The sequence below is a fragment of the Ruegeria sp. Ofav3-42 genome, assembly GCF_022347725.1.
Lineage (GTDB): Bacteria > Pseudomonadota > Alphaproteobacteria > Rhodobacterales > Rhodobacteraceae > Ruegeria.
The window spans coordinates 1-24,680 of sequence record NZ_JAKRGB010000020.1 but is presented as its reverse complement, the minus strand read 5'-3'; the positions used below and the strand labels follow the sequence as shown (position 1 = coordinate 24,680).

Genomic DNA, 24,680 nt, shown 5'->3' with positions numbered 1-24,680 from the left:
TAGGTGGGGGTTTTCGCGCCTTTTGCAACAATTCTGTAACCGGGCAAGGTAAAAGGTTTCAAAATGCACGGTTTACGGCCCCAAACCCTCACATTCCCAGCTAAAAACATCAAGGCAGCGTGAGGCCACTGTTTCTGGCGCTGCTTGCGGCGCATGTTATTCGCACAATGAAACGTACAAAACCGGACAGCCTCATGAGCGACACAACCCAGGCGCCACGCAGCGGGCTTGCGCGCCATATACCATTGCTGGTGATTCTCGCCGTAGCCGCGGTCGGGTTTTTCACGCTGGGCGATTACCTGACCTTTGAAACCCTGCGCGACAATCGTGAGGCGCTGTTGGCGTGGCGTGATGCCAATTACTGGGCCATGGCCGGTGCCTTCGTGGCGATCTACATCGTCATCGTGGCATTTTCACTGCCGGGTGCTGCGGTCGCCTCGATGACCGGAGGGTTCCTGTTCGGCCTGTTTGCCGGAACAGTCTTCAACGTGTTTGCGGCGACCATCGGTGCGTCGGCGATCTTTCTCGCCGCGCGCTGGGGATTGGGCGAATCCCTGACTGCGCGGCTTGAAGCCTCGGAAGGGTCTCTAAAGAAACTGAAAGATGGCCTGCGCGAGAACGAAATCTCGGTGCTGTTCCTGTTGCGCCTTGTTCCGGTCGTGCCGTTCTTTGTCGCCAATCTGGTGCCTGCGCTGGTGGGGGTGAAGTTCCGCAACTTCCTGATCACAACAGCGCTGGGCATAATACCGGGTGGGATCGTCTATACGTGGATCGGCGTCGGTCTGGGCGGCGTGTTCGATAGGGGCGAGACACCGGATGTATCGCTCTTGTGGGAACCCTTTGTCATCGGCCCGATTCTCGGTTTGTGTGTTCTGGCGGCCTTGCCGATCATCATCAAATCCCTGCGTGGCCGAAAGGACGCCTGAGTTCATGCAAGAATTGAAAACCGATATCCTGGTGATCGGAGCCGGGTCGGGCGGCCTGTCGGTGGCCGCGGGCGCAATCCAGATGGGGGCCGACGTTATCCTGTTGGAAGGTCACAAGATGGGTGGCGATTGCCTCAACTTTGGCTGCGTCCCCTCCAAAGCGCTGATTGCCAGTGGCAAGGCGGCATACGGGCAGGCGCATGCGTCGGCCTTTGGCGTGGCGGATGTGATGCCGCAGGTGGATTACGCCACAGCGAAGGACCACGTCCATGATGTGATCGCTCAGATCGAACCGATGGACAGTCAGGAAAGATTCGAGGGGTTTGGGGTCAAAGTGATCCGGGAATACGGCAGCTTTGTTTCTCCGACGCAGGTACAGGCGGGCGACTACCTGATCACTGCGCGGCGTGTAGTGATTGCGACAGGCTCTTCACCGCTGGTGCCGCCGATCCCCGGTTTGGACCAAGTGTCCTATTATACCAACGAGGCCATCTTTGACCTGCGCGACAAGCCCGAGCATCTGTTGATCATCGGCGGTGGGCCGATCGGGATGGAGATGGCACAGGCCCATATCCGGTTAGGCTGCAAGGTCACGGTGATCGAAGGTTTACAGGCGTTGAGCAAGGATGACCCCGAAGCGGCAGAGATTGTTCTGGAGACACTGCGCGCCGAAGGCGTTGCAATCCACGAACGGGCAATGGTCGCGCAGATCAGAGACAACAACGGAGCGGTTGAGGTTGTGACTGAGAACGGAGACATCTTCTCGGGCTCTCACTTGCTATTGGCTGCCGGACGTAAGGCCAATACTGACCGCCTGAACCTTGAGGCTGCCGGGATCGAGACGACCCGCTCGGGAATCAAGGTGGATGACACGCTGCGCACCACGAACCGAAAGATCTACGCCATTGGCGACGTTGCTGGCGGGCTGCAATTCACCCATGTCGCCGGATATCACGCCGGGATCATCATCCGCTCGGCCCTGTTTGGCCTGCCGTCGAAAGCGAAGACAGCGCATATCCCATGGGCAACCTACACGGACCCCGAACTGGCACAGGTCGGCCTGACCGAAGCACAGGCACGCGCCCAGCACGGCGACAAGGTCGAAGTCGCGCGCTTTGATTATCACCACAACGACCGCGCGATCGCCGAGCGTAAGACGAAAGGATTTATCAAGGTCATGGTCGTAAAAGGTCGACCTGTGGGTGCCACAATCGTGGGTCACCAGGCAGGCGAACTGATCAACTTGTGGTCGCTGGCATTGGCCAATAACCTGAAGATGGGCCAGATCGCCGCGATGATTTCACCCTATCCGACGATCGGAGAGCTTAACAAACGGGTGGCGGGAGCCTATTTCTCGCCAAGGCTGTTTGAGAATCAGACGGTTAAACGAGTGGTCAGGTTCGTCCAGCGCTGGATCCCCTGACCGGGAAAGGAGCGCAATTTGAACTCGCTGTCGGGCCGTTTTCTGATCCTGACGACGGTCTTCGTGATGTTGGCCGAGGTCCTGATCTTTGTCCCTTCGATTGCGCGGTTTCGAGAGGATTTCCTGCTGAACCGGCTTGAGCGTGCTCAGATTGCGTCGCTGGCCTTGCTGGCCGATGACATGCTGGCCGAAGAGCTTGAGGCCGAGTTGCTGGCCAACGCCGGCGTCTATAACGTTGTTTTGCGGCGCGACGAGGTCCGGCAGCTTATGCTGTCGTCACCCATTCCCGAACAGATCACCAAGACCTACGACCTGCGCGACGCCGGGCCATGGATTTTGATCCGGGACGCCCTGACCCGCCTGTTCACCCCGGAAAATGAGGTTATTCGTGTGATCGGTGAGCCGGTCAAAGGCGCTGGGCTGCTGATCGAAGTCACCATGGACAGCATGCCCTTGCGCATGGCGATGACCGACTATGGCCTACGCATTCTTGGCCTGTCCTTCGTCATCTCGATCATCACTGCATTCTTTCTGTTCCTGGCCGTGCGTGTCGTTCTGGTTAAACCGATCAAAAGCGTCGTTGGTTACATGCAGCGCTACGCCGGGGCCCCGGAGGATGCGCGGGGCATCATCTCGCCAAATTCCAAAGTGACCGAGCTGCGCGAAGCGGAAGAGGCGCTGCAGCAGTTGCAGACCGAATTGACGCAAGCCTTGAAACAGCGCGAACGTCTGGCTCAGTTAGGTGGGGCCGTGGCAAAAGTCAGCCATGATTTGCGAAACATCCTCACTTCGGCTCAGCTGTTTACCGACCGGATTGAGGCCAGCGACGACCCGTTGGTGCGGCGCATGGCGCCGAAGCTGGTGAATTCGATTACGCGGGCGGTGTCCTTGTGCGAAAGCACGCTGGCCTTTGGACGCGCCGAAGAGCCCGCCCCGACACTAACCATGGTTCGCTTGCGGGATGTGGCCGAAGATGTCGTGGCCAGTGAAATGCTGGCCGTCGCGGATGCTTGCGTCGAAATCGTCAACGAAGTGCCGGACGACCTGGTTGCCCGCGCAGATCCCGAGCAGATTTTCCGGGTCATGATGAACCTAGTGCGCAATGCGCGTCAGGCGCTGGTGGCGTCCGGTAAGCCAGGCAAGATCACGATTGCTGGCTGCGTGCACGAAAACGACTGGTGCGTTGAGATTAAAGACAATGGTCCGGGCCTGCCACCCAAAGCGCGTGAGAACTTGTTCACGCCGTTTCAGGGCGGTGTGCGTAAAGGTGGCTCTGGCCTCGGACTTGCAATCGCGCAGGAACTGGTGCGCGGACATGGCGGAGATCTGGTTTTGGCCGACACGGGACCACAAGGGACGACCTTTGAAATCAGGCTTCCGCAGGGCGACGTGACTTTTTAAAAAATTTTTGAAGAATCGGCTTGCACGTCCCGGAACCTGGGTCTACATAGCGCCTCACCAACGCGGACCGATAGCTCAGCTGGATAGAGTACTTGACTACGAATCAAGGGGTCGGGGGTTCGAATCCTCCTCGGTCCGCCACTTGGTAAAAATCTCCAGCAAAAACAATGCGTTACCGATCAATTTTGTTCAGGTATTTGCGACCTGAACAATTTCCGTTCCTGAATCGTCCACCGACAGCATGCGTTTCTTGTCAGCTTCCTTGGTGTAGCGTTCGGCTTCATCCAAGGTCTCGTGGCCCGACCAGGTCATGATTTGATGCGACGTAGCACCATTTTCCGCGAGCCTTGCGCAGCACGTATCCCGCAAGCCGTGGGCCGTTCTTCTGGCTTCGTCTTTCAGGCCAGCTTTGCGCGCCGCATCACTGAACCAGTTGCTGGCAGCTTTTTCGGAACGGCTGGTGCCGTGCACCGTTGCAAGCCATGTCATGTGCTTTTCGGTTCTGGCTTCAAGGCACTTGTTCAGGTGCTGCAAGGCTTCTGCGTCGGCAAAGGCCGGCAGGGCCCGGTCAAAGGCAATCAGAACGTCCCCTTTGGTTTTTTGCTGTTTGAACGCCATCCATCCGTCTTTGTCGACCCAGCCAGGGCCGCAACGCACGGCGTCACAGATCCGCATGCCGGTAAACAGCATGAGTTCCATGGCGAGTCGCTGAGGTGTGTCCACCGCCCATTTCGCGCGAAATGCCTTGATGTGTTCGTCTGCCCAACGCTTGTGGCGTTCACCCTTTTTGGCTTTTGGCATGTCGACATGCATAGCCCAGTTCTTTTCGATCAGTTTTGGGTGGGCCCATTTAAGGAACTTGCGCCACGTTTTCAGTCGCGTGCGCGCGGCTGCGCGATCGAGGTCCGCAATATCATTTTCGATGTGATAGGCCCGAATCTGGTTGATCGGAACCTTGCCGCCTGTTTGTGTGATGGCCTCGCCATGAGCGATCATCCGGCTTCGATATCCGTCTGACAGTTCAAGGAAGTCATCTGATTTGGTGAAGCGCCACCACGCATGTGCCACCGTTCCAGCGCTCGGCGTGGCGCCTCTCTGTGGCTTTGGGCCATTCTGGTTTTCCGCGTTCAGGTACGCCGCGAGAAAATCCGGGTGATCCTCAGGGATATCGTCGGGCAACCGTATTCCAGTGGCCCGGTGGTATCTGTAAATTTTTCCGTCCTGTCTGACGCGCCGAATGCCCTTCAAATTCGCACCTTTCCGAATGCTGCGTCGGCCTGTTCGCATGCGCCCTCTCCACTATCCAAGCCGTCATAAGGCAGCGAGTCGGCATATGCGTCAAGGTCAGCGCGGTCATAGAGCTTGTTCCCACCGTCCACTCGGCAGGGCAAATCAAGGCCGCGCAGCTTCGAGGGCGACACGCCCAGATAGTGCGCCGCCGCCTTCGCTTGCATCAATCGTGGTGGGAATTGGTAGCTCATGGCTTTCAGTTTTCCTTTACGACCGTCAGGCTTTTTCGCGGTTGATCAGAGTTACATCGTTGCCGATGGTGTTAGGATTGGCTCCCAAAACCTTGGCAATTTCAGTGGCTGATCTACCGTCTGCCATCAGGGCCGCGACCTTCAGTCTGCGCTTGGCTACCGCCCCGCTTTTGCGATTTCGGGAAGCTTCCTTGATTTTCTCGATTTGCGCCCCGCTGACGGTGCTATGCCCGGTCATTTTGCGAAGGCGTTTATTGCAGGCCGCTGCATCTTCGAGCATTGCTTCAAGCGTTAATACCCGCTGTGGTGCTTTCGCGTCTGTCATATCTTACCTCCTATGTGCCCGCGCCTTGCCCAAGGGCCGGGTTGCGCTCTTTCGTCAGGGTCCATGTTGTCACCGGCTTTGCTGCCTGGCCCTGCGCTGTTGCCGGGGGCGTTGAGATACGGGCCGGGGTGTTCACTTCTTCACCGCTTCGTTGATGGCGTGCTTGAGCTTTGCTGTTGCCATCAGGGTGGGTTTCAATTCCTCAGGTGCATCATCGTATCCCTGGCACCAACGCCCGCTCAGACGGGGCAGGAGGGCGCGAGGCACGGCTTCCCAGTTCTTCGGATCTGTATTGGTGCGATCGCCATCCAGGCACTTGAGTGCATGCCCCTCAGGTAGCGGTCCGTTCGCCTGCTCCCAAAGATAACGGTGCTTGTGCATAAAGCGGGTAGAGTGTCCTGTGTGGGGGTTCTCCAGTGGCACTTTCATTTCGATGTACCCGTCTTTGCCGACGCGCTCGGACCACATGGGCAAACGATTTGGCGGCACAGAGCCCTTCTTGAACTGGGTGCGCGCGCTGTTCGCGTTGAAAGGCATCTTCTGCCCCTTGTTCATAGGCTCTTGGCCGGGCTCGTACTGCCCGGTCCTGCCTGTCATCCAGCCCTTGCGCTTGCAGAGCGCGTTGTAGTTGGTCAGAGAAACATCAGAGCGCCCGAACTTCCCCACATACTCAGCATGAGCCTTCCGACGAACCTTTGTCTTGTTCGCCTCTATCCAAGCCAGTTCCTCCGCGCTGTATTCGATCCAACGCCCCTTCATTCTGCGCTCCTCCCGATCTGGGGCAGGTGGCCGACGATCTTTTCGCCATGCTCGGCATACAGTCTCGCAGCCTTCAGCTGCAGTTCGGCGTTGCCAGTGATCTTGTCAGCAACGTCGACCATTGCACCGGCACGCTTCACTTCCTGCTCGATTTGTTCCGCGGAAAGGTCCTCGTCAGACAGCCGTTCAAGCTGCGCAAACAGGTGGTTGTTCAGGTCTCCGAGTTTGTTTTTCATTTTGTCCTCTCAGGTCAGTGAATTTGCCCAGGTGAGGACGGTGCGCACTTTGTGGCCATCCTCTCGGCTCAACTTTTCGCAAAGCTCTTTCCGAGCCCAATGAAGGGCATCGTCTCGGCTGGCGGCGAACTTCCCCCACTTCGGCCCGACGCGATAACCGAAACCTCGGCACTCAAGCTCCGCTGACGTTGACCACATCCAACGGCCATCTGTGTGTTTGTGGAGTTCGATCCTTGCCGTGGGCGCACCCAGCGGTTGCTTTTTGTTGGGAAGGGTTAAGACCTCGTCGACATCGCCTTGAATGACCGGGCCATAGGTATCGACAGGCTCGATCTGAGGGGGCGAAACCATGAGGTCAAAGAGGTCCATCATCCCGCCCCCTGGTCGATGTTCTCGCGCCAGCGGAACAGACCGAGCGCGCCTTTTACGGGGATGAAGGGGATGGGTTGCACGTTGCGAAGCACGAGCCCGTAGGGACCGAAGAACCAAGGGCTGTCGCTGGCCTCGATGCAGTCCACGATTTCAGCCGTGCCGATGATCCCGCCGCGTTGCAGATCGCAGAGCCGTGGTGTCAGATCGGCAAGTGTTGGTGGTTGGGTTTTCGCTTCACGGGTAGGGACAGCCTTTGACCGATGCCAGGCCAACACATCTTCCACACAGAAATTATAGGAGATTTCCTCGGGTGGGAGTGGCGCTGTCGAAGCATGCAGACAGATCGGCCCGCGATAGTGGAACCTACGCGGACGGTTTTCGATTTCCTTGCCCGCAAAGATGATAGCCCATGCCCAAGGCTGGCGGATTGATAGGGCGCGTTCGGGGAGGGTGGATAGGTCGGTCATTGGTACATCGCCCCCTCCATGGCTTGGTTCTTGAGTTTGGCCCAGATGCGGGTGAGGTGACGGCCTTGGGATTTGTCCCCTGCTTTCCAGCGGCGTTTGCGCTTGAACCAGATCCGGCGCAGTTTCTTGGATGTGGCCGACCAGTGCTTGCCGCAGATCCATTCGTCATACGGTTCAGCAGTGGTTCGGCGGCAGAAGGGGATGCAGCAGGATATGGGCCACATCTCGGTCTGGTTAGAGCGCGGCAAAGACAGTGGGTGGTCAACGCTGGGTGCAAAGGTCGAGGGGCTCGAAGGGATATCGTTCGCATCATGGGAGCGGTCAATATTCGAGCTGCGGCAAAACAATCGTGCGGCTGCCAGCTTGACGCAGGGTGTGGTGGATCGTGCTATTCGGCGGATCACGGAGATTGACGTTGAGCAACGTGCAGCCCGACAGCTTGGCCCGATCAATCTTACCAGCGATCAGATCAAACGTGCGCAACGCGAAACGTTCTGGGGCCTGTCTTTGGGTTCCGATCCGGACATTGCCACCGACGAACACGCGGTGATTCCGGAGCAGGATTTTGACCTCTTGTCAGATGAAATTCCCTATCAGCCAGGACCGCTGCCCGAGGAGGAATTTGTGTTGCCGGAACCGAGCGAGGGTGAATGGCTCTTCAGCGACGAACTGGAGGATGACGACGATCAAACCGGATCAGAAGAGTCGGATGAAGACGAGGAGAACGGCAATGAATAAGCACGTCAAGAAGTTCCGGTCTGACAAAGACGTTCGCAAAATGGTGCAGAACTTGAGAAAGCTTTACATCCCGCGGCCAGAATACGACAAGCTTGATGCGCGTTGGCATCATTCTGACATATGGCAGTTCGCAACGTCGGGGCGGCCTGAGCGGCCACGCAAAGCGGCAGGCTCTTTTAAAAGGATTTGAGCTCCTGATGGCCGGGGAAAATGCGTTGTTTGACGCCTTAACGGAATTCGCCGAAAGAACCACACGAAAGTCCGGTCGCTACAACTGGCCACATTTTGGCGCGCTACGCAACTTTCTGTATAAAGACTTGAGCTACCGCGAAGGTTTGGACAAGTTTCGAGAATTGATGCACCGCTACGTCGCGGATCGGTACCCCATTGTGCCGGGTACGGTCGTCTTTGGAAAAGAAGTAAAAGAGCGTCGGGTTCACACTCTCACTTCTGCCAGAAAACACCTGCAAGTTCGTCGCGATCTATTCGAGGAAATCCTGATCGATGGCAACCTCGGTCATCGAGATGAAAGCGGTGCTTTTGTGCTCGATGGCATCCTGACCGTCGAAGCTGTCGAGGAATTGAAAGAGGTGACGTCGAGGTTTCTGTCCCGGAAGGAGGTCGCTGGGTTTCTTGGTATTTCAGAAAACGTGGTCAAAGACCTTCAAAAACGCAAAGTCCTGCGACCCAGAACTGGGAAAGATCATTGGGAGCGTAAAGGATATGATACGGCCTATTTGCAAGGGATGCTTGAACGGATTTTTGAAGGAACGCGCGTGTTTCGGACCGCTCCAGATGGTTATTACACATTATCGGATGTGACACGTCGCGCCCAATGCAGAGTCGCGGATATCGTGCAAATGATTTTGTCAGGTCACGTGAAGGCGACGGGGCGCATTGGCCAAGACCTTGTTCTCAGAAATTTGCTGGTTTCCAAAGCTGAAGTTTCTGAGGCCTTGTCGCAGCAGCCTCGAAATGGGTTCACCAAAGGAGAGCTTGCTCAAAGATGGTCCATAGGTCGTCCTAAGTTAAATCGGTTGATCGAAACTGGCGTCCTTCGTCAGAAGTGGATGAAGCACAGCCGTAGTCGAATAACGGGAATGCTTGTGCCTGTAGAGGACGTTAAGGCTTATGAACGGGAAATGCGCAAAAGTCCTAATGGGGCGTCGACGCAAACGGTTGACTGACAGTGGAATGAGGCCAGTGTCACGATTAGCGATATTGAGCTGGCTGATAGGTGACGAGCTCCCGTTTGCATGGGTCAGTCTTCGGGCGCTAGGTCACCACGAGAGGATATTGCCCCTAAAGAAGATCCAGATGGATGGTGCTGTGGCTGGAAAGGTCGGCTTCGGTAAGTTGTGATAGGGTCGGTCACTCAACCAGAGATCGCTTCACATAACACCACTACTGCGACGTTAGCGTTTCGTTATGATGTAGCCAATCATCCAGTGGTTGTGATAATTTGCCATTCGAGACCCCGTTCGGCGACGACCGTGAAGCGGACGGAACGGACTTTCGCTGCGGCTGTTCATAAAGCGTCGTTGTGGTGATACCGAGCCGCTTTGCCAAATCAGTAGCATTGGTCTCACGATCCGCCATGGCGTTCATCGCCATTCGCAACATCGTCACGTCCATCTTGCGCGGCCGTGCACCTATGCAGCCTCGCGCACGCGCTTCCGCCAATCCCGCACGTGTGCGTTCAGAGATGAGTTCCCGTTCAAACTCGGCACGGCTGGCGAAGTTGCCAAAGATAAGCCGACCATTGGCGGTTGTCGTGTTATTTTCTGCTCCTGCGCCGGACAAAACACGAAGGCCAACACCGCGTTCGTGCAATTCATCAACTGTTGCCACGAGATGCTTGAGATCACGCCCGAGGCGATCCAATTTCCAGATCACTAGAGAATTGCCCGATCGAAGTGCTTTCATGCAGGCATCAAGCCCGGCCGATGATCCTTTCGCCCGGATGCCTTGTCTTCAAAGATACGCTCGGCATCGACACCGGCTTCAAACAACGCATCGTGTTGCAAATCGAGGAGCTGGCTGCCGTCTGCCTTCGATACTCGTGCATAACCGATGAGCATGGCAACTCGCCTCGCCAGAATAGACAGGATGCACCATGCAACCTTACTATGATTTCCGTAACGGTTTTTCTGGTGGTTTTCGCGGCGCCGTGCAGCCGACGCAGCACTACAAGAAAAACGCTCGTTTTCTGGGTTCGTGGGCTGTTCGGAGAGAGGGAATTGACGCGTCAAAGATCCTTGGGAAATCGCCTCTAGATTGAGCGTGACAAAGGTGACCATTTGTGGAAAACATAATCTTTATCTTCCTCGCGAAAAAGAGTGCGCGTACATGAGTTTTAGAAACTGGTTTGCTTCATTTTCTTTTCCTCTGATTGGAGCTGCTGCCTCTCTATCTATAGCTATTGAGGTTAGTGCTGGATCTTTAGACGGATCTGCCGAGGCCTCTTGCGAAACTACTTGGCAAAATTTGGTTTCCGGTGTGGAAGAGTTGATCTCTACCGATGTCGAAAGAGGGCATGCTATCGTATTTGCTGGCCAAGATGGCCACATCTTCAACTGTCTTGATCAAGCATTGGCAGATAGCGTCATACAAGAGTTGCAATTTTGGGAAATAGCCAGATCACGAACCATCGCTTCTGATCCCTTATACGATGATAGCCACCCTCCTAATTTCTGCAATTCAAGCTATGGGACAGTTCGGGGCATGCAAATTATGATCATACATCTGCCATATGATGCAGGAAAATTTGCGTCCCACACATGTACCGTTAGGCTTCGCGGCATACCCGACAGAGTGAAGCAGTTTTTACAAACGGAATAGAGATATGGGCGACGATCCTACTGAACATCAAGACTTCACATACGGCGACAGCCATCCAGTCAACCCTACGAAAGGCGGTATTGGTCTAAGTTACGGCGGGCCAAAAGGAGGGCCTGCTACTCTTGGCTTAGGGTGGTCTTATGACGGCGAGGACTGGCAACCCGTGACCCCTGACTTGAGCTATGGCGCGGCCGGAGTTTCAGTAAACGCTGAGACGGATCAATATGGTTATTCTAGTCCGACTTCCCCTTCATTCGGTTATGTAGTTAAAATGGACGGTGTTTACGGAACAGCTACGCTGGGCTGGAAAGGCTGGGGCCTGACTGCTGAAGTCCATGAAGACAATCCTACCACCAACATGGAAGCTGCTGCTCAATCATATGAAGTTCGTGACAAGAACGGAAAAGTTATTGGTCTAGATCATTACGTTCCGGTTGGGAATGCAACACAGGGCTGGTCTTGGAAGGTCACCCGTGTTGACTTGCGGGGCAACCTTATTGCGGAGCCTCGGATTTTACCGATGGACGAACAAACTCAGAAGCAAATGTCTTCTGGATTTGTAAACAACCATTGTTTCATTGCCGAAACCCCAATTCAGATGTGGCCGACCGACCCTTCGTTGAAGCCACGAGATGATGGGTCGTACGATGAGGAGCTAGTTCTCTCGAAGGTTTGGGATAAGCCTATAAGCGAAATCCGAACTGGTGATCTGGTTGTCGCCTATGACGATAGAGGTCGGCTGGCACCTAAATCCGTGACGCGGACTATGACCAATACAGCCAAGCATGTTCTCGATTTCTGGGGCACAGGTGTCACCCCCGGTCATGCTTACTTCTGCGCGGATGGCAAGTTCAAAGGCCAGCACGTGCCTTTGTTGGATATTCTCCGCACCGATGGCACGATCATGAACAGCGACGGCACTCAGATCCGCGCCGCCACCGGTTGTGACGTTGGTTCGATCCACGACCGGTTGGTTCATGTCGTGGTGGGTGACAAAAAACCCAACGGGCAAATTGCCATCCGGGAGCAAGGACAGATTCGCCTCGGGACGCGTATCTATCTCGAAAACGGTGAGCAGCATTGCGTTCTGGATATTCTCAACGCAAACGGTGCTCAGATTACGGAAGACGGCTACATCCGTCCCGGAGCTGGAGGTGCCAAGGTGCCGTTGAGCTGGACCTTCTCCGAACAGCTTCCAAAGCCCGAAGACTACATCCTGGAACGTTCGAAGGTAACACTTGAAGAGATCTATGCTGCGGGTGAGTGGGAGCAGATTGGCCCAAGGCTGCCTGCACCAGATAGTTCGGAGGCTTCGCCACAGCGGCGCAATGCCATGCCAGACTATCCGCGAGAGCAACTGGGTCGTCCGGAAGGGGTGCACGGCTAATTCGGGCATTTTTTGCGGAGAAATGCGGTCCATGAGCATCTGACTTAAATAACTAATACCCATAACAAAAAAGACTATTTGACCGTCTTAATCTGGGCGGTTGGAAGGGGACAGTATGACTGAATTTCTAGGCAAGAGCGCCGATCACTCACCTGTGGCTGCTGGCATTTTGATAAGTGGCGAAGCTTCACGGATGCCGAATGGCCCTGTTGTTGAGGCATTTGAGTGCGTGACGTTCCCTTCAATCTCCACCGAGCCTCCCGGGACACCCACCTCCGTCATCAGTGATCTGCAGGACTTACGGAACGCGCAGGGTGGATTTGGCGTCTACAATTTTGAGGTGGAAGAATACCACACCTATGTCGCAGGTGGAATTCGTGTTCACAACATGTCCGGCCTTCTGGGCCGTGTTGGGAATGCCATCAATGACGGGATCGATGGGCTTCTCGGAGTGGACTCTACCAAAACAGGTTTACTTAAAGAAGGCGGGTTCATTGATGCTGTGACCGATGTTGTAACGGCCCCATTGCATCTTGCAGGCGCGATCCTGAATGGTGTCTCCCAGTTGGCAATTGGTGCCGTAACTGCAGTTGGTGGTTTGGTTAAGAAGGGGCTTACAGCATTTGATGGTTGGGTGGAATCTCAGGTTAAGGATAGCGCACTAGCTGACTTTGGAGGTTGGGTTGGCGAACAGCTCAATGCTTTCGACGATTGGGTGGATAGCATTTTAGGGATTGATCAAAGTGTCAAAAAAAGCCCCACCCAAAAGCATCGAGAAATTAATGACATAAAAACCACCATAGATGGCGAACCAATTGCAAAATCCAACCATATCAACAGCAACGGCACGCATGGGGGCATTGATCCCGGTGGGAACTCCGGCGGCGACGGAGGCTCTTCGAGCGGAGGTGGTAACACTGGCCGCAGCGGCGGCAACTCCGGGACGGGTCTCTCAGGCGAGGACCGTCCGATCATCCTGGACCTTGACGGTTCTGGCGTAGAGATCACGCAGCTGTCGCAGTCGACGGTGTTTGTGGATTCCAGCGGAGATGGTCTGAAGAACCAGACGGCGTGGGCTGCTGCGGGGAATGGTGTTCTGTTTTATGACGCGGACGGGGATGGGGGGATCTCCGAGAAGCGGGAATACGTGTTCACGGAATGGGACCCGACGGCGACGAGCGACATTGAGGCGCTGAAGGCGGTCTTTGATAGTAACGGCGACGGGGTCTTTGACGCGGGTGACGAGAAGTGGTCGGACTTCAAGGTTCTGGTAACACTCCCCGATGGCTCGCTGGTTGCGAAGACGCTGGATGAGCTGGGGATCACCTCGATCGACCTGACAGCGGATGCGACCAATATTGAACTGCCCGATGGCTCAGTAATCACCGGCAAAACGACCTTTACCAAATCCGATGGCACCACCGGGACCGTTGCGGACACCACGCTGGTCAGCAACGCGCAGAGCTACCGGATTGAGGAAAGCGAGGTCACTGCCTCGGAGGGGGTGCGCACGCACATTCAGACCGGGTATGGCGCCGATGGCGCCATTTCTTTTGTCATCACCTCGGTAACGTCTGCGGACGGGACGTCGATTTCCAACAGCTATGATGACAATGGCGACGGGGTGGTGGACCGGCTGCAGACCATTGTGACGGTGACCAACCCGGATGGCAGCAGGAGCGAGACGGTCACCAACAAGGCGGGCTCGGATGCGGCGTCTGCCGTGCTGGTAAGCGCAACAAAAACCACGACCAGCGCGGATGGCCAGATCGTGACCATCGAGCGGGATTCCACCGGTGGTGGCTGGTATGACCAGACCGAGGTGCGCACGACCCATGCCGATGACAGCATGACGATTGTGACCACGGATCGGGGCTCGGATGGCAACGTGATCCGCAGCTCGACCGAGACGGTCTCGGCCGACGGGCTGACACGGACGGATGCTATTGATGAGGATGGTGACGGCACGGTCGAGCTGACCATCTCTCATGTGATTGTGGTGAATGCAGATGGCACGCGCTCGGAGACGATACGGTATCTGAACGAAGACGGCTCGCTGCGCAGTGCGGTGACCGAGAGCATCTCGGCAGATGGCCGCACCAAGACCATTGCCCGGGATCTGGACGGGGATGGCGATACAGATGTTCAGGAAGAACTGAGCATCACGGTGAATGCGGACAAGTCGACATCTTCAACCGTGACGGTGAAGAATGGCGACGGCAGCATCCGTAGTACAACCACACAGAACCAGTCCGAAGATGCGCTGACCAAAACCACCGCTGTGGATCAGGACGGCGACGGCGACGTGGACCTGACCACGGTTGAGGCGACCACGATCCACGCGGATGACAGCCGCGAGACTCTGACGACGCAGACCAATACGGACGGGTCTGTCCGCGGCAAGGTGAAGGTCACGTTGGGCAGTGACAAAGTCAGCTCGGAAACCTGGATCGATCACAATCAGGACGGGGTGTTCCAAGCTACCGATTTGAGCCGGAGCGTGACGGTGGACGGAACAACCGGAGAGCGGACCACCACCAGCTGGACGCGCAATGCGGATGGGTCGTTCAGTGCCAATTCGGTCTCGGTGACGAGTGAAGACGGGTTGGTGACCAACACAAGCATCGACGCGGATGGGGACGGCGATACGGACCGGTCGATCTCTGATGTGACGGTGGAAAACGCGGATGGCACCTCGACCCGGACGGTCACGGAGAAAGCGCAGGATGGCGCATTCCGGAGCAAGCAGCAGAGTGTGACCAGCGCTGACGGGCTGACTGTGACAACGCTGAGCGACATTGATGGCGATGGGGCTTGGGATGGGAAATCTGTCTCGTCGCGTGTCTCCAACCCCGATGGCAGTACGCTGCGCACGGTGACCAACCATGCTGGTGATCAGACCACGCTGCTCTCACAGGCAACCGTTTCTCAAAGCGCGGACCGGCGTCTGACGATCACCAACACAGATGCCAATGGCGATGGCGCGAGTGACGTCACCCTGCGGTCGGAACAGCACGCCGATGGCAGCATGACCGAGCATGAGACCCGTCTGAACGCAGATGGGTCGACACGTTCGACCCAGGCGACCAATGTCAGCGACGACAGGCTGACGGTGACGGTTGCGAGTGATGTCGACGGCGACGGCACGGTGGACACCCGTTCCACCACAGCCACGGTTCTGAATGCTGATGGTGGACGAACCACAACCTCCACTATCAAGAACGGCAATGACAGCCTGCGCAGCCAGTCCGTCACAACGGTCAGTGATGATGGGTTGGTGACCACCACGTCAGAGGACAGGGATGGGGACGGCACGCCGGAGCGTGTGGTGACCTCCACCACCGAGCTCCTGGCGAATGGGTCAAAGACCACCACGGCAGATGTAAAGTCCAGCGATGGGTCGCTGCTGTCGCGGACGCAGACCACTGTGAGCGATGACGGTCTGACGGTTGAGACCCGGACAGATCGGGACGGGAACCAAGAGGCGGATATCGTCTCGTCCAGCGTGACAACCCTGAATGCGGATGGCGGGCAAACCGTTACGACCGAGGTCACGGATGTGACCGGCTCCAGTGACGTGCTGCGGTCCCGCACGGTGACCACAACCAGCGATGATGGCCGAGATGTCCTTGAGATCCGGGACGTGGATGGTGACGGCAATGTGGACCAGCGCATTCATCGCGTTGTCGGCGATGATGGTCAGGTCACGGTAACGGAAACAAAGCTGGACGATACGGGCGCGACCCAGAGCCAGATGGTGTCCACCACCAGCGACAATGGGCTTGAGACCACAACCCGCTATGATGCGGACGGCAACGGGGCGTTTGAGCGGAGCGAACACAGCACCACCGTGCTCAAAGCGGATGGGTCCACCACAAGAACGGTGGAAGAGAAAACCGAGAATGGCACGGTGTATCGCCGCGCTGTCATCGAGACGTCCCGCGACGGTCGCACCACGACAACCCGGGAAGATCGGGACAATGACGGGGATTATGATCTGACCGTCACCCGATCCGTCGATCTGAATGCGGCCGGTGTCGAGACCACGACCCTAACCCGGACAGCGGCCAATGGCACCACGCTCAGCACGGATACAATCGTGGTCAGCGCGGATGAGCGCACGGTGACGCGGAGCATCGATGCCGATGGCAATGGGGAGAATGACCAGGTCATCACCACAACCCTCGCAGATAACGGCACACAGACGAGCCAGACGAAGTCCTTCAACAGCACTGGCGCTCTGATCGCCACGCATACCAACACGATTAGTGACGATGGCCTGACCACCACATCCCGGACCGACCGGAACGGCGACGGCACAGATGAGCTGGTCGCCACCGCGACTACGGTACTTGCTGCAGATGGCAGCAGTAGCACAACAACCCGCTACACCGATGGGGGCGGCACACTTCAGGCAAAGACGATTGCGACCACCAGCGATGATGGCTTCAGCTCTACCTGGAGCGCAGATCTGAACGGCAACGGCACCAACGAGTTCGTAACCACCCGCACTATCACGTTCAATGCAGATGGGGATATCGAAGAGCTGGTATCCACATCGATTGTCAATGGTGTCGACGCCACGCTTGTAACAAACCTGACCTCCGGTGATGGGCTGAGGCAACAGACGGAATTCGATCTTACAGGGGATGGCGCAACGGATCGCAGCAGCGTGCGTTTGATCGAGGCCAGCGGTGCTTTAACGCAGACCAACAGGCAACTCGATGAAGACGGTACCCTGGTTCACTCGGTGCAGATCAGCGAAAGTGCGGACGGCCGAAGTATAACGCAGTTGGTCGACACTGATGGTGACGGTATTGCCGATCGAGACCGCAAGGCACAGATCAATCCAGATCAGTCGATGACAACAACCCTGAGAGACCTCAAATCAGACGGTTCCGCGTCCACTGTGATTACTGGGTTTGAGGCTGCCAACGGTAGCCAGATGAGCTATCAGTTTGACCTGGACGGTGACGGAACGGCGGAGTTCAAACGACAATCAGATGTCAGTTTTAGCGACGATGGCGGCACCGTCACAACTGTCTCGGAAACCCATGACAACACTCTGAGCTTTGAGGAGATCGTCACAGTCTCTGCTGACGGTCTGACCAGTACTGCCAATTCCGATCGGGACGGCGACGGTGACTGGGATGTCAGCCTGCGGGAAACAACGCAGCTACATCAGGATGGCGGCGAGACGCGGAATGTCGATGTGACCTATGCCGACGGAAGTTTGCGATCGTCAATGTCGCGTGAAACCAGCGCAGATGGTCGAACGGTTACTGAAACCCGCGATTACGATGGCGATGGGATGAAGGATGTCGAGACAACATCCGTGTCGGGTGCGGACGGGCGTTTGACCCGCGTCGAGACGTCCTATGATGCGGATGGTACGGTCAGTAACACGAGGACAACGAACGTGTCCGGTGACGGGTTGGTGACAACAATCGAATCCGATGATACGAGTTTCACTATCTCGCGCTCGCCAGTGGGCAATGGCAGCTATCGCACCGACTACTCCGGAGACAATCTGGATTTTGACAGCGGACACTATGTTGATGTTTCCGGAATTGAGACCTGGGGTCTGAACCGCACGATTGCCGGGGAAACAACGAATTATGCAGTCCGGCTTGATGCCGCGTCCAAGGCAAGAATTCTGGAAGAAGCTGCACGAATTTATGACACGATTCTCGATCGCGACATGGACCGGTCCGAAGTGGAGCAACTGGTTGCACATGTTGAAAACGGCGAGCTCAACCTCAGCGCTCTTGCTGGTGAACTGATCGCGTCCGACGAATTTGACGCCCGCTACCCGAATATCAGCGATGCATCCTTTGTCAGCCAGCTCTACACAAATGCTCTGGGCCGCGGTGCTACGCTGGATGAAGCAGCTGATGCGCTGTCTGCGCTCGCGGGCGGACAAAGCCGCGCCGATCTGGCCGCCGGTCTTTCGGAAAGTTCCGAACATATCGTTGTGGGCAATGGACATATGTCCAGCGTCAATTTTGATGTCTTTTTGAATGCAGCACAGGTCGAGCACAGCTCGGACCGCGCTTACGTTGAAGCGACCCTGATCCGGGCATATGCCGTTTTGCACGGAACCAGCGACTCCGGTTCGATCCTGAAGCTCGCCGCCACCCAGATCGTGAATGGGTATGCGACACTGCTTGGAACGCTGGACCTGATGTTGGAACAGCAGGGGCAATGGATTGCGCCGCTCGGCAATCACTATCAGGATCAAAACGATGAAGAATTTGTCCAAATGGTGCTGTGGAATACCCTTGGGCAGAATCCGTCTGATGCCGAACTGAATTCCTGGGTTCAGAAGCTGTATCAGGGACAGCTCACACGCGGTGAGTTTGTTTATATCCTCGCCAACAGCCCCGAAATGTCGCGCAAAGGGATCGGTTCGGAAGCCGCTTTGTCATTGAACGGAATCGGTTCTCAAAACGTTGACCTCGCGGCTATTTCGGAGCGCGAAGTACGGGGCGATGAAAGAAGCAACAGCATCACTGCGAACAATCAGGATGAGAACGTACACCTATATGGCTTGGGTGGAAACGATACGTTGCGCGGTGGATCCGGCAACGACATCATATCAGGCGGTGACGGCGCAGACAGTCTCGATGGCGGGGCGGGCAATGATGTGGTGTATTTTGATTCAGATGATGTCCAGGTTACAGGCGGGTCCGGCTATGACACGGCCGTCGTAACGGGTGACAGCGGTGTAACACTTCAACTTCACTCGAATGGGTTTGAAGCCGCTTATGGGAGTGTCGGCAATGATACTCTGACTGGTGACGGCAGTCACTCAGATCTCCTAATTTTCGGGGAGGCAGGGGACGATATCCTGACCGGGGGGGCTGGCGAGGACGTTCTAATCGGAGGCGCAGGAAACGACCGAGTCAATGGGGGCGATTCAGACGACCGGCTCTCGGGTGGGTTGGGCAATGACACATTGGAAGGCGGCTCCGGCAGTGACCTGATCGACGGCGGCGGCGGTAATGACGAGCTGTCCGGCGGCAATGGTGGCGACACATTGTCGGGCGGTGATGGCGATGATTTTCTCAGGGGCGGTGCCGGCGATGACATCGTTGACGGGAATGACGGCGATGATGTCATTTACAACGGTAACGGCGACGACGTCATCCGGGGTGGTGCTGGCAATGACATAATTCACAACGACAATTCGGATTATGGGGACGACGTCATCTATGGCGATGACGGGGATGATCAGATCTGGGATGGCAAGGGAGACGACCAATACCACGGTGGGCGCGGGGATGATTTGTTCCATGAGAGTGCCCATGGTGATTACGACGTGTACATTGGCGGAGACGGCTTTGACACCCTGTTTCTAACGGGGGATCGAAGCGACTATACCGTGACCTGGCAGCAAGACATCGACCAGATCAAAGTTGCGAGCACCGACGGTGAGATACAAATCGATACGCGCGGGGTTGAGCTTTTTCAATTCGCGGATGGATCTGTAATTGGCCATATCTCAGCTTCGTACGAAAACCAGGGATTTGATGAGTATCAGGAACGACCCGAAACAAGCGACCCCAGCGACACGTGGCCCGGTACGCAGGAGAATAATCTTGTCCATGCAACGGATCTTGATGATTACCGGTACACGGGTTCGGGAGATGATCGGATAATTGTCTTTGCCGGTAACGATCATGTGCAGGCAGGTCGCGGAGACGACACTGTGCTTGGCGGCGACGGTGATGACAGACTGGAAGGCAATGAAGGGGCCGACACTGTTTTCGGGGAAGAAGGCAACGATACGATCTTGGGCAATAGTGGCGCTGATGTCTTGAGCGGCGGTGCTGGGGCAGACCGCATCCACGCTGGTGGAGGTGCTGACCGTGCCGCTGGTGGCGATGCAGATGACATCATATACGGCGAAGACGGTGACGACCAGTTATCGGGCGATGACGGTAATGACACGGTCTACGGTGGGTCCGGTTCGGACCGTATTTGGGGAGGCGCTGGACAAGATACGTTGCGTGGTGACAGTGGCTCCGATTTCCTGAACGGTGGTTTGGGGAATGATGATGTCGCAGGTGGAGCAGGCTCTGATGTAGTGCTTGGCAATGTAGGTAATGACCTGCTGAGAGGGGAATATGGCTCTGACCTCCTTGTTGGTGGATGGGGTGAAGACGTCCTGCATGGCGGCGATGGCGATGACGTGCTAATCGGCGATAACCGATCCGGGGAGTCTGGCTTGCCAGAGTTGTCTAGTGGCTTGCCTGCGATGAGCGCAACTTCCAGCGACGGGGTTGCCATGCTCTATCTCGCTTCTGATCGCTGGCTATTGGAGAACGTAGATTCCACACTGCCGATCGATCAAAAAGCGGATATTGTCAGGGACCACTACGGTCGTCGCCTTGAGGATCCAGAGCGATGGAATGGCGAAAGCATGACCATCACCTTTGATGTCTACCGTTTCCTTGCTTCTCAACCCGGGTTACTGCCGCTGGTCCCGGATTTGTGGGATGAGGACGAACTCTATTCGATCGTTGCGCATCACTATCACAGACGTACAGATATAGACCCGGATAGTTCCTGGTTGGATATGAGTTTCTCAACCGAAATCTACGCGGCAAATTATCCGGACCTGCAAAACGCGTTTGGAGACAATTCGCACGCGCTTGCCAAACACTACGTCCAAACCGGCAAAACTGAAGGGCGGATCGTTGATCGCCTGTTGGGAAGCAACAATGACACCCTTCACGGCGATGAAGGAAACGATCGGTTGTATGGCGGCGTTGGGGATGATTCCCTTTTTGGTGGCGCAGGTACAGACGCGCTTTTGGGTGGCTCGGGAGACGACCACCTCAGTGGCGATGATGGCGCAGATCAACTGGTCGGTGGTACAGGCAATGATACTATCCTGGGTGGAGCAGGTGCTGATGCGCTTTATGGCAAAACAGGTTCTGACAACTTGGACGGCGGTGACGGCGCTGACCTGCTCATCGGCGGGTGGGCGTCAGACACCCTCATCGGAGGGGATGGTGATGACCTCTTGTTTGGTGATACACGCCCCGGCGACTTAGGGTTGCCTGAACTGTCCAGTGGTTTGCCCGCGATGAGCGCAACTGCAAGCGACGGGGTTGCCATGCTCTATCTCGCCTCCGATCGATGGCTTTTGGAGAACATAGACTCAACACTGCCGATCGATCAAAAAGCGGATATTGTCAGGGATCACTACATTCGTCGCCTTGAGGACCCGGAACGGTGGAATGGCGAAAGCATGACCATCACCTTTGATGTCTACCGTTTCCTTGCTTCTCAACCCGGGTTACTGCCGCTGGTCCCGGATTTGTGGGATGAGGAAGAACTCTATTCGATCGTTGCGCATCACTATCACAGACGAACAGATATAGACCCAGATGGTTCCTGGTTGGATATGAGTTTCTCAACCGAAACCTACGCGGCAAATTACTTCGATCTGCAGGAGGTTCTCGGTGACAACGGCCACGCGCTTGCCAAACACTACGTCCAAACTGGCAGAACTGAAGGGCGGATCGTTGATCGCTTGGTGGCAACCAGCACGATGTCAAACGATGATACCCTCATAGGTGGCGAAGGTATTGATACGCTGCATGGGGGCGTCGGAGACGACCAATTGATGGGTGGCCTTGGGGACGATTCCCTTTTTGGTGGCGCTGGTGCAGACGCGCTTTTGGGTGGCGCGGGAGACGACTACCTCAGCGGCAATGATGGCGCAGATCAATTGGTCGGTGGTACAGGTAATGATACTATCCTGGGTGGAGCAGGTGCTGATACGCTATTCGGCAAAGCAGGTTCTGACAACTTGGACGGCGGTGACGGCGCTGACCTGCTCATCGGCGGGTGGGCGTCAGACACCCTCATCGGAGGGGATGGTGATGACCTCTTGTTTGGTGATACACGCCCCGGCGACTTAGGGTTGCCTGAACTGTCCAGTGGTTTGCCCGCGATGAGCGCAACTGCAAGCGACGGGGTTGCCATGCTCTATCTCGCCTCCGATCGATGGCTTTTGGAGAACATAGACTCAACACTGCCGATCGATCAAAAAGCGGATATTGTCAGGGATCACTACATTCGTCGCCTTGAGGACCCGGAACGATGGAATGGCGAAAGCATGACCATCACCTTTGACGTCTACCGTTTCCTGGCTTCTCAACCCGGATTATTGCCGCTAATCCCGAATTTGTGGGATGAGGACGAAGTCTATTCGATCGTTGCGCATCACTATCACAGACGTACAGATATAGACCCTGATGGATCTTGGTTGGATATGAGTTTCTCAACCGAAACCTACGCGGCAAATTACTTCGATCTGCAGGAAGCTCTCGGCGACAACGGCCACGCGCTTGCCAAACACTACGTCCAAACCGGCAGAAGTGAAGGGCGGATCGCTGACCGCTTGGTGGCAACCAGCACGATGTCAAACGATGATACCCTCATAGGTGGCGAAGGTAATGATACGCTGCATGGGGGCGTCGGAGACGATGTTCTTTCAGGCGGGGTCGGCGCAGATACCTTTGTCTTCAACGCCGTCGACCAGACAGGCAATGACACCATCGAGGACTTTGAAGATGGCGTGGATCAAATCGATCTTTCAGACCTTCTGCTGAGTGAAGTTAGTGTCTCTCAAAACGGGAGTGATGCTGAAATCACTTGGGCCAACGGTGCAATTACGCTGAACAATACCGTTGCGGACAATATTGCTGAGGATGACTTTATTTTTGCGTCATCAGTGGAAACCGAAGGGGTAGGATTAAGAGTGAGCGCCAACGGTTACTATGTGGTGAATGATGGTACCCAATTGATAAAAATGCGCGATCAGAATGGGCTGGTGGACCCGGAACAAAAATTGGCGTCCGGCTGGCAGGCAAAACATGCCGGCGCGGACCCGGATGGTAATGGGTATCTTGTCTACTGGGAAAATTCCGATGGTCAGAAAGCGATCTGGCAGCTTGACGACGGCGGTACGTTGGTGACCAGTCACATTGCGGATGCCCCAATGATCGCTGGCTCTGAAACAGCATTTGGATTGGATTTAACTGGAGATGGCGTGGTCGGGCACAGTTATACGGTGCGTGACGCGATTGGTGATGTTAAACTGTTGACTGTTGACACAGACAACAATCGTTACGCGATCGAGACGGCCGACGGTGACATCGTTCATGTTATGAATGCGGGAACACTCGTTAGCGACGACAGCTTTGTGGGTTTCTCAGCGCAGCACGCAACGGCCAATCCGGACGGAGGTGGGTTTTTGCTGTTCTTTGACAGGGTCAACGGCGAGGATGCGATTTGGGAACTGAATTCTGAGGGTTCACTAGCCACAAGCTACTACGTAGACGATGCGGCCCTTGTGGATCTTGAAACGGTGTTTGGCGCCGATTTGAATGACGACGGTTCTTTGGGCTAGGTCTGACGGTCACTAAGAATGCGTTTCCACTTCCGTAGAGTGAAGGTGCGGAAGTGGAACTTTTAAGTAATTTTGGAATTGCCGAAATCGGGGTCAATTTCGGTATGGGGCAGAATGGTATCATAAGCGGTGAAGGTTCTGAGTATTCCAGGTAGTGTCGCTAGTTTTAGGCCTAGGTGCTCAGCCCCGGCATCTAGTGGATCGGGTCCAAAATGAATCTACCCCTCGCTGAGGTCCAGAATTGCAAGTGTATTCGTAGGGCGCGAGGCCTCTGAGAGTCTTCAGTTGGCGTGCGTAGTTGTACGCGTCGAGTAACTCGGACATGCCTTTGATATAATGGCTGCTTTTTTGTTGGGTCAGATATGCTTGACGTTTGGGTCGGAATTGAATGACGTGATTTACTCATTTGTTGAGGTTTTGTTTGTCGATTGGGCCAAAGCTCTGTGACGTTCCACAGTACTTGTTGATGAACGTCACACGAACCTGACCCAACCGTCACAGTTGGACCAGAAACAAGGTGAACGTTCGACATCAGATGGCACCCCAAGTCAAACCTTCTTTCCACTACAAAAACAGATGTCAGGCTGAGATCAGTTGCTGTCAAACATCAGATTACTTTGATTTGCGCGTTACGACTGACCCAAATTCGTGAAAAAGAGCCCAAACCGGATGAGGTGGGTGGCTCCTGCTCCACCGGCATCGAATGTGCCAAAGTGCAGTTGTCATCGACTGCTAGGAAAGGAGCCACCCAATGACAGTAAAGACCGTCGGCCTGGATCTGGCCAAGGATGTTTTTCAAGTTCACGGCATTTCAGAGAACGGCCGAGTGATTTTCAACAAAGCCATCAAACGCACCAAGCTGCTCCGCTTCTTTGAGACGCTTCCACCCTGCAGGG

Annotated in this window: 15 protein-coding genes, 1 tRNA gene and 3 pseudogenes; 10 read left to right on the top strand and 9 right to left on the bottom strand. The window is 55.7% G+C overall.

Features of this window, described 5'->3' with window-relative positions; genetic code table 11:
* Positions 1-194: 194 nt before the first annotated feature.
* From MHN28_RS21595 to MHN28_RS21580, 4 genes are all read left to right on the top strand, one after another.
* On the top strand, positions 195-926 hold the full coding sequence (locus tag MHN28_RS21595; protein ID WP_239344740.1) for a TVP38/TMEM64 family protein: 732 nt from the start codon (positions 195-197) through the stop codon (positions 924-926).
* Positions 927-930: 4 nt separating this feature from the next.
* Entirely contained in the window at positions 931-2,349 is a 1,419-nt protein-coding gene (locus tag MHN28_RS21590; RefSeq protein WP_239344738.1) for an NAD(P)/FAD-dependent oxidoreductase, read from the top strand.
* Positions 2,350-2,367: 18 nt separating this feature from the next.
* Positions 2,368-3,750 (top strand): sensor histidine kinase, encoded by a 1,383-nt coding sequence (locus MHN28_RS21585; RefSeq protein ID WP_239344736.1) that lies wholly within the window; start codon positions 2,368-2,370, stop codon positions 3,748-3,750.
* Between the two features lie 64 nt (positions 3,751-3,814).
* Positions 3,815-3,891 (top strand) — tRNA-Arg (locus MHN28_RS21580).
* 48 nt (positions 3,892-3,939) lie between these two features.
* Here the strand turns inward: MHN28_RS21580 and MHN28_RS21575 are convergent.
* The 7 genes from MHN28_RS21575 to MHN28_RS21545 all read right to left on the bottom strand — a co-directional run bounded on the left by MHN28_RS21575 (position 3,940) and on the right by MHN28_RS21545 (position 7,390).
* Positions 3,940-4,929: a tyrosine-type recombinase/integrase gene (locus MHN28_RS21575; protein WP_239344734.1), complete on the bottom strand. Its 990-nt coding sequence runs from the start codon at positions 4,927-4,929 to the stop codon at positions 3,940-3,942.
* A 65-nt stretch (positions 4,930-4,994) separates the two neighbouring features.
* Positions 4,995-5,231: a helix-turn-helix domain-containing protein gene (locus tag MHN28_RS21570; protein WP_239344732.1), complete on the bottom strand. Its 237-nt coding sequence runs from the start codon at positions 5,229-5,231 to the stop codon at positions 4,995-4,997.
* A 25-nt stretch (positions 5,232-5,256) separates the two neighbouring features.
* Positions 5,257-5,556 (bottom strand): hypothetical protein, encoded by a 300-nt coding sequence (locus MHN28_RS21565; RefSeq protein WP_239344730.1) that lies wholly within the window; start codon positions 5,554-5,556, stop codon positions 5,257-5,259.
* A gap of 132 nt (positions 5,557-5,688) precedes the next feature.
* Complete coding sequence (locus MHN28_RS21560; RefSeq protein WP_239344729.1) at positions 5,689-6,315, bottom strand: HNH endonuclease signature motif containing protein; 627 nt, start codon at positions 6,313-6,315, stop codon at positions 5,689-5,691.
* Positions 6,312-6,551, bottom strand: a complete 240-nt coding sequence (locus tag MHN28_RS21555; protein ID WP_239344727.1) for a hypothetical protein — start codon at positions 6,549-6,551, stop codon at positions 6,312-6,314. The genes MHN28_RS21560 and MHN28_RS21555 overlap by 4 nt, the downstream gene beginning before the upstream one ends.
* Positions 6,552-6,560: 9 nt before the next feature.
* Positions 6,561-6,920, bottom strand: a complete 360-nt coding sequence (locus MHN28_RS21550) for a hypothetical protein (protein ID WP_239344725.1) — start codon at positions 6,918-6,920, stop codon at positions 6,561-6,563.
* Positions 6,920-7,390 carry a hypothetical protein gene (locus MHN28_RS21545; RefSeq protein WP_239344723.1) on the bottom strand — a complete coding sequence of 157 codons (471 nt, stop codon included), beginning with the start codon at positions 7,388-7,390 and terminating at the stop codon, positions 6,920-6,922. Before MHN28_RS21545 ends, MHN28_RS21550 begins: the two co-directional genes overlap by 1 nt.
* A gap of 102 nt (positions 7,391-7,492) precedes the next feature.
* Between MHN28_RS21545 and MHN28_RS21540 the strand changes: the two genes are divergently transcribed.
* Both MHN28_RS21540 and MHN28_RS21535 read left to right on the top strand, forming a co-directional pair.
* Positions 7,493-8,128 (top strand): hypothetical protein, encoded by a 636-nt coding sequence (locus tag MHN28_RS21540; protein WP_239344721.1) that lies wholly within the window; start codon positions 7,493-7,495, stop codon positions 8,126-8,128.
* A gap of 95 nt (positions 8,129-8,223) precedes the next feature.
* Positions 8,224-9,315 (top strand): hypothetical protein, encoded by a 1,092-nt coding sequence (locus tag MHN28_RS21535; RefSeq protein WP_239344719.1) that lies wholly within the window; start codon positions 8,224-8,226, stop codon positions 9,313-9,315.
* 217 nt (positions 9,316-9,532) lie between these two features.
* On the opposite strand, the pseudogene MHN28_RS21530 reads toward MHN28_RS21535, so the two are convergent.
* Positions 9,533-10,209: pseudogene (locus MHN28_RS21530) on the bottom strand (recombinase family protein).
* Between the two features lie 268 nt (positions 10,210-10,477).
* On the opposite strand from MHN28_RS21530, the gene MHN28_RS21525 reads away from it, so the two are divergent.
* The 3 genes from MHN28_RS21525 (at position 10,478) to MHN28_RS21515 (ending at position 23,784) form a co-directional block, all read left to right on the top strand.
* On the top strand, positions 10,478-10,969 hold the full coding sequence (locus MHN28_RS21525) for a hypothetical protein (protein WP_239344717.1): 492 nt from the start codon (positions 10,478-10,480) through the stop codon (positions 10,967-10,969).
* Positions 10,970-10,973: 4 nt separating this feature from the next.
* The gene (locus MHN28_RS21520) at positions 10,974-12,356 is read left to right on the top strand and encodes a hypothetical protein (RefSeq protein ID WP_239344715.1); all 1,383 of its coding nucleotides are present in this window, start codon (positions 10,974-10,976) and stop codon (positions 12,354-12,356) included.
* Between the two features lie 115 nt (positions 12,357-12,471).
* Positions 12,472-23,784 carry a DUF4214 domain-containing protein gene (locus tag MHN28_RS21515; protein ID WP_239344822.1) on the top strand — a complete coding sequence of 3,771 codons (11,313 nt, stop codon included), beginning with the start codon at positions 12,472-12,474 and terminating at the stop codon, positions 23,782-23,784.
* A 193-nt stretch (positions 23,785-23,977) separates the two neighbouring features.
* On the opposite strand, the pseudogene MHN28_RS21510 reads toward MHN28_RS21515, so the two are convergent.
* Positions 23,978-24,096: pseudogene (locus MHN28_RS21510) on the bottom strand (IS481 family transposase); the annotation flags it as partial.
* 439 nt (positions 24,097-24,535) lie between these two features.
* Here MHN28_RS21510 and MHN28_RS25135 point away from each other — a divergent pair.
* Positions 24,536-24,680 (top strand): annotated as a pseudogene (locus MHN28_RS25135) (IS110 family transposase); the annotation flags it as partial.

Bases quoted from the DNA above. Each gene is read 5' to 3' on its own strand.
- MHN28_RS21560 (WP_239344729.1), bottom strand. From the start codon at position 6,315: ATGAAGGGGCGTTGGATCGAATACAGCGCGGAGGAACTGGCTTGGATA.
- MHN28_RS21555 (WP_239344727.1), bottom strand. From the start codon at position 6,551: ATGAAAAACAAACTCGGAGACCTGAACAACCACCTGTTTGCGCAGCTT.
- MHN28_RS21525 (WP_239344717.1), top strand. From the start codon at position 10,478: ATGAGTTTTAGAAACTGGTTTGCTTCATTTTCTTTTCCTCTGATTGGA.
- MHN28_RS21590 (WP_239344738.1), top strand. From the start codon at position 931: ATGCAAGAATTGAAAACCGATATCCTGGTGATCGGAGCCGGGTCGGGC.
- MHN28_RS21515 (WP_239344822.1), top strand. From the start codon at position 12,472: ATGACTGAATTTCTAGGCAAGAGCGCCGATCACTCACCTGTGGCTGCT.
- MHN28_RS21535 (WP_239344719.1), top strand. From the start codon at position 8,224: ATGCGCGTTGGCATCATTCTGACATATGGCAGTTCGCAACGTCGGGGC.
- MHN28_RS21545 (WP_239344723.1), bottom strand. From the start codon at position 7,390: ATGACCGACCTATCCACCCTCCCCGAACGCGCCCTATCAATCCGCCAG.
- MHN28_RS21565 (WP_239344730.1), bottom strand. From the start codon at position 5,556: ATGACAGACGCGAAAGCACCACAGCGGGTATTAACGCTTGAAGCAATG.
- MHN28_RS21550 (WP_239344725.1), bottom strand. From the start codon at position 6,920: ATGGACCTCTTTGACCTCATGGTTTCGCCCCCTCAGATCGAGCCTGTC.
- MHN28_RS21520 (WP_239344715.1), top strand. From the start codon at position 10,974: ATGGGCGACGATCCTACTGAACATCAAGACTTCACATACGGCGACAGC.
- MHN28_RS21595 (WP_239344740.1), top strand. From the start codon at position 195: ATGAGCGACACAACCCAGGCGCCACGCAGCGGGCTTGCGCGCCATATA.
- MHN28_RS21570 (WP_239344732.1), bottom strand. From the start codon at position 5,231: ATGAGCTACCAATTCCCACCACGATTGATGCAAGCGAAGGCGGCGGCG.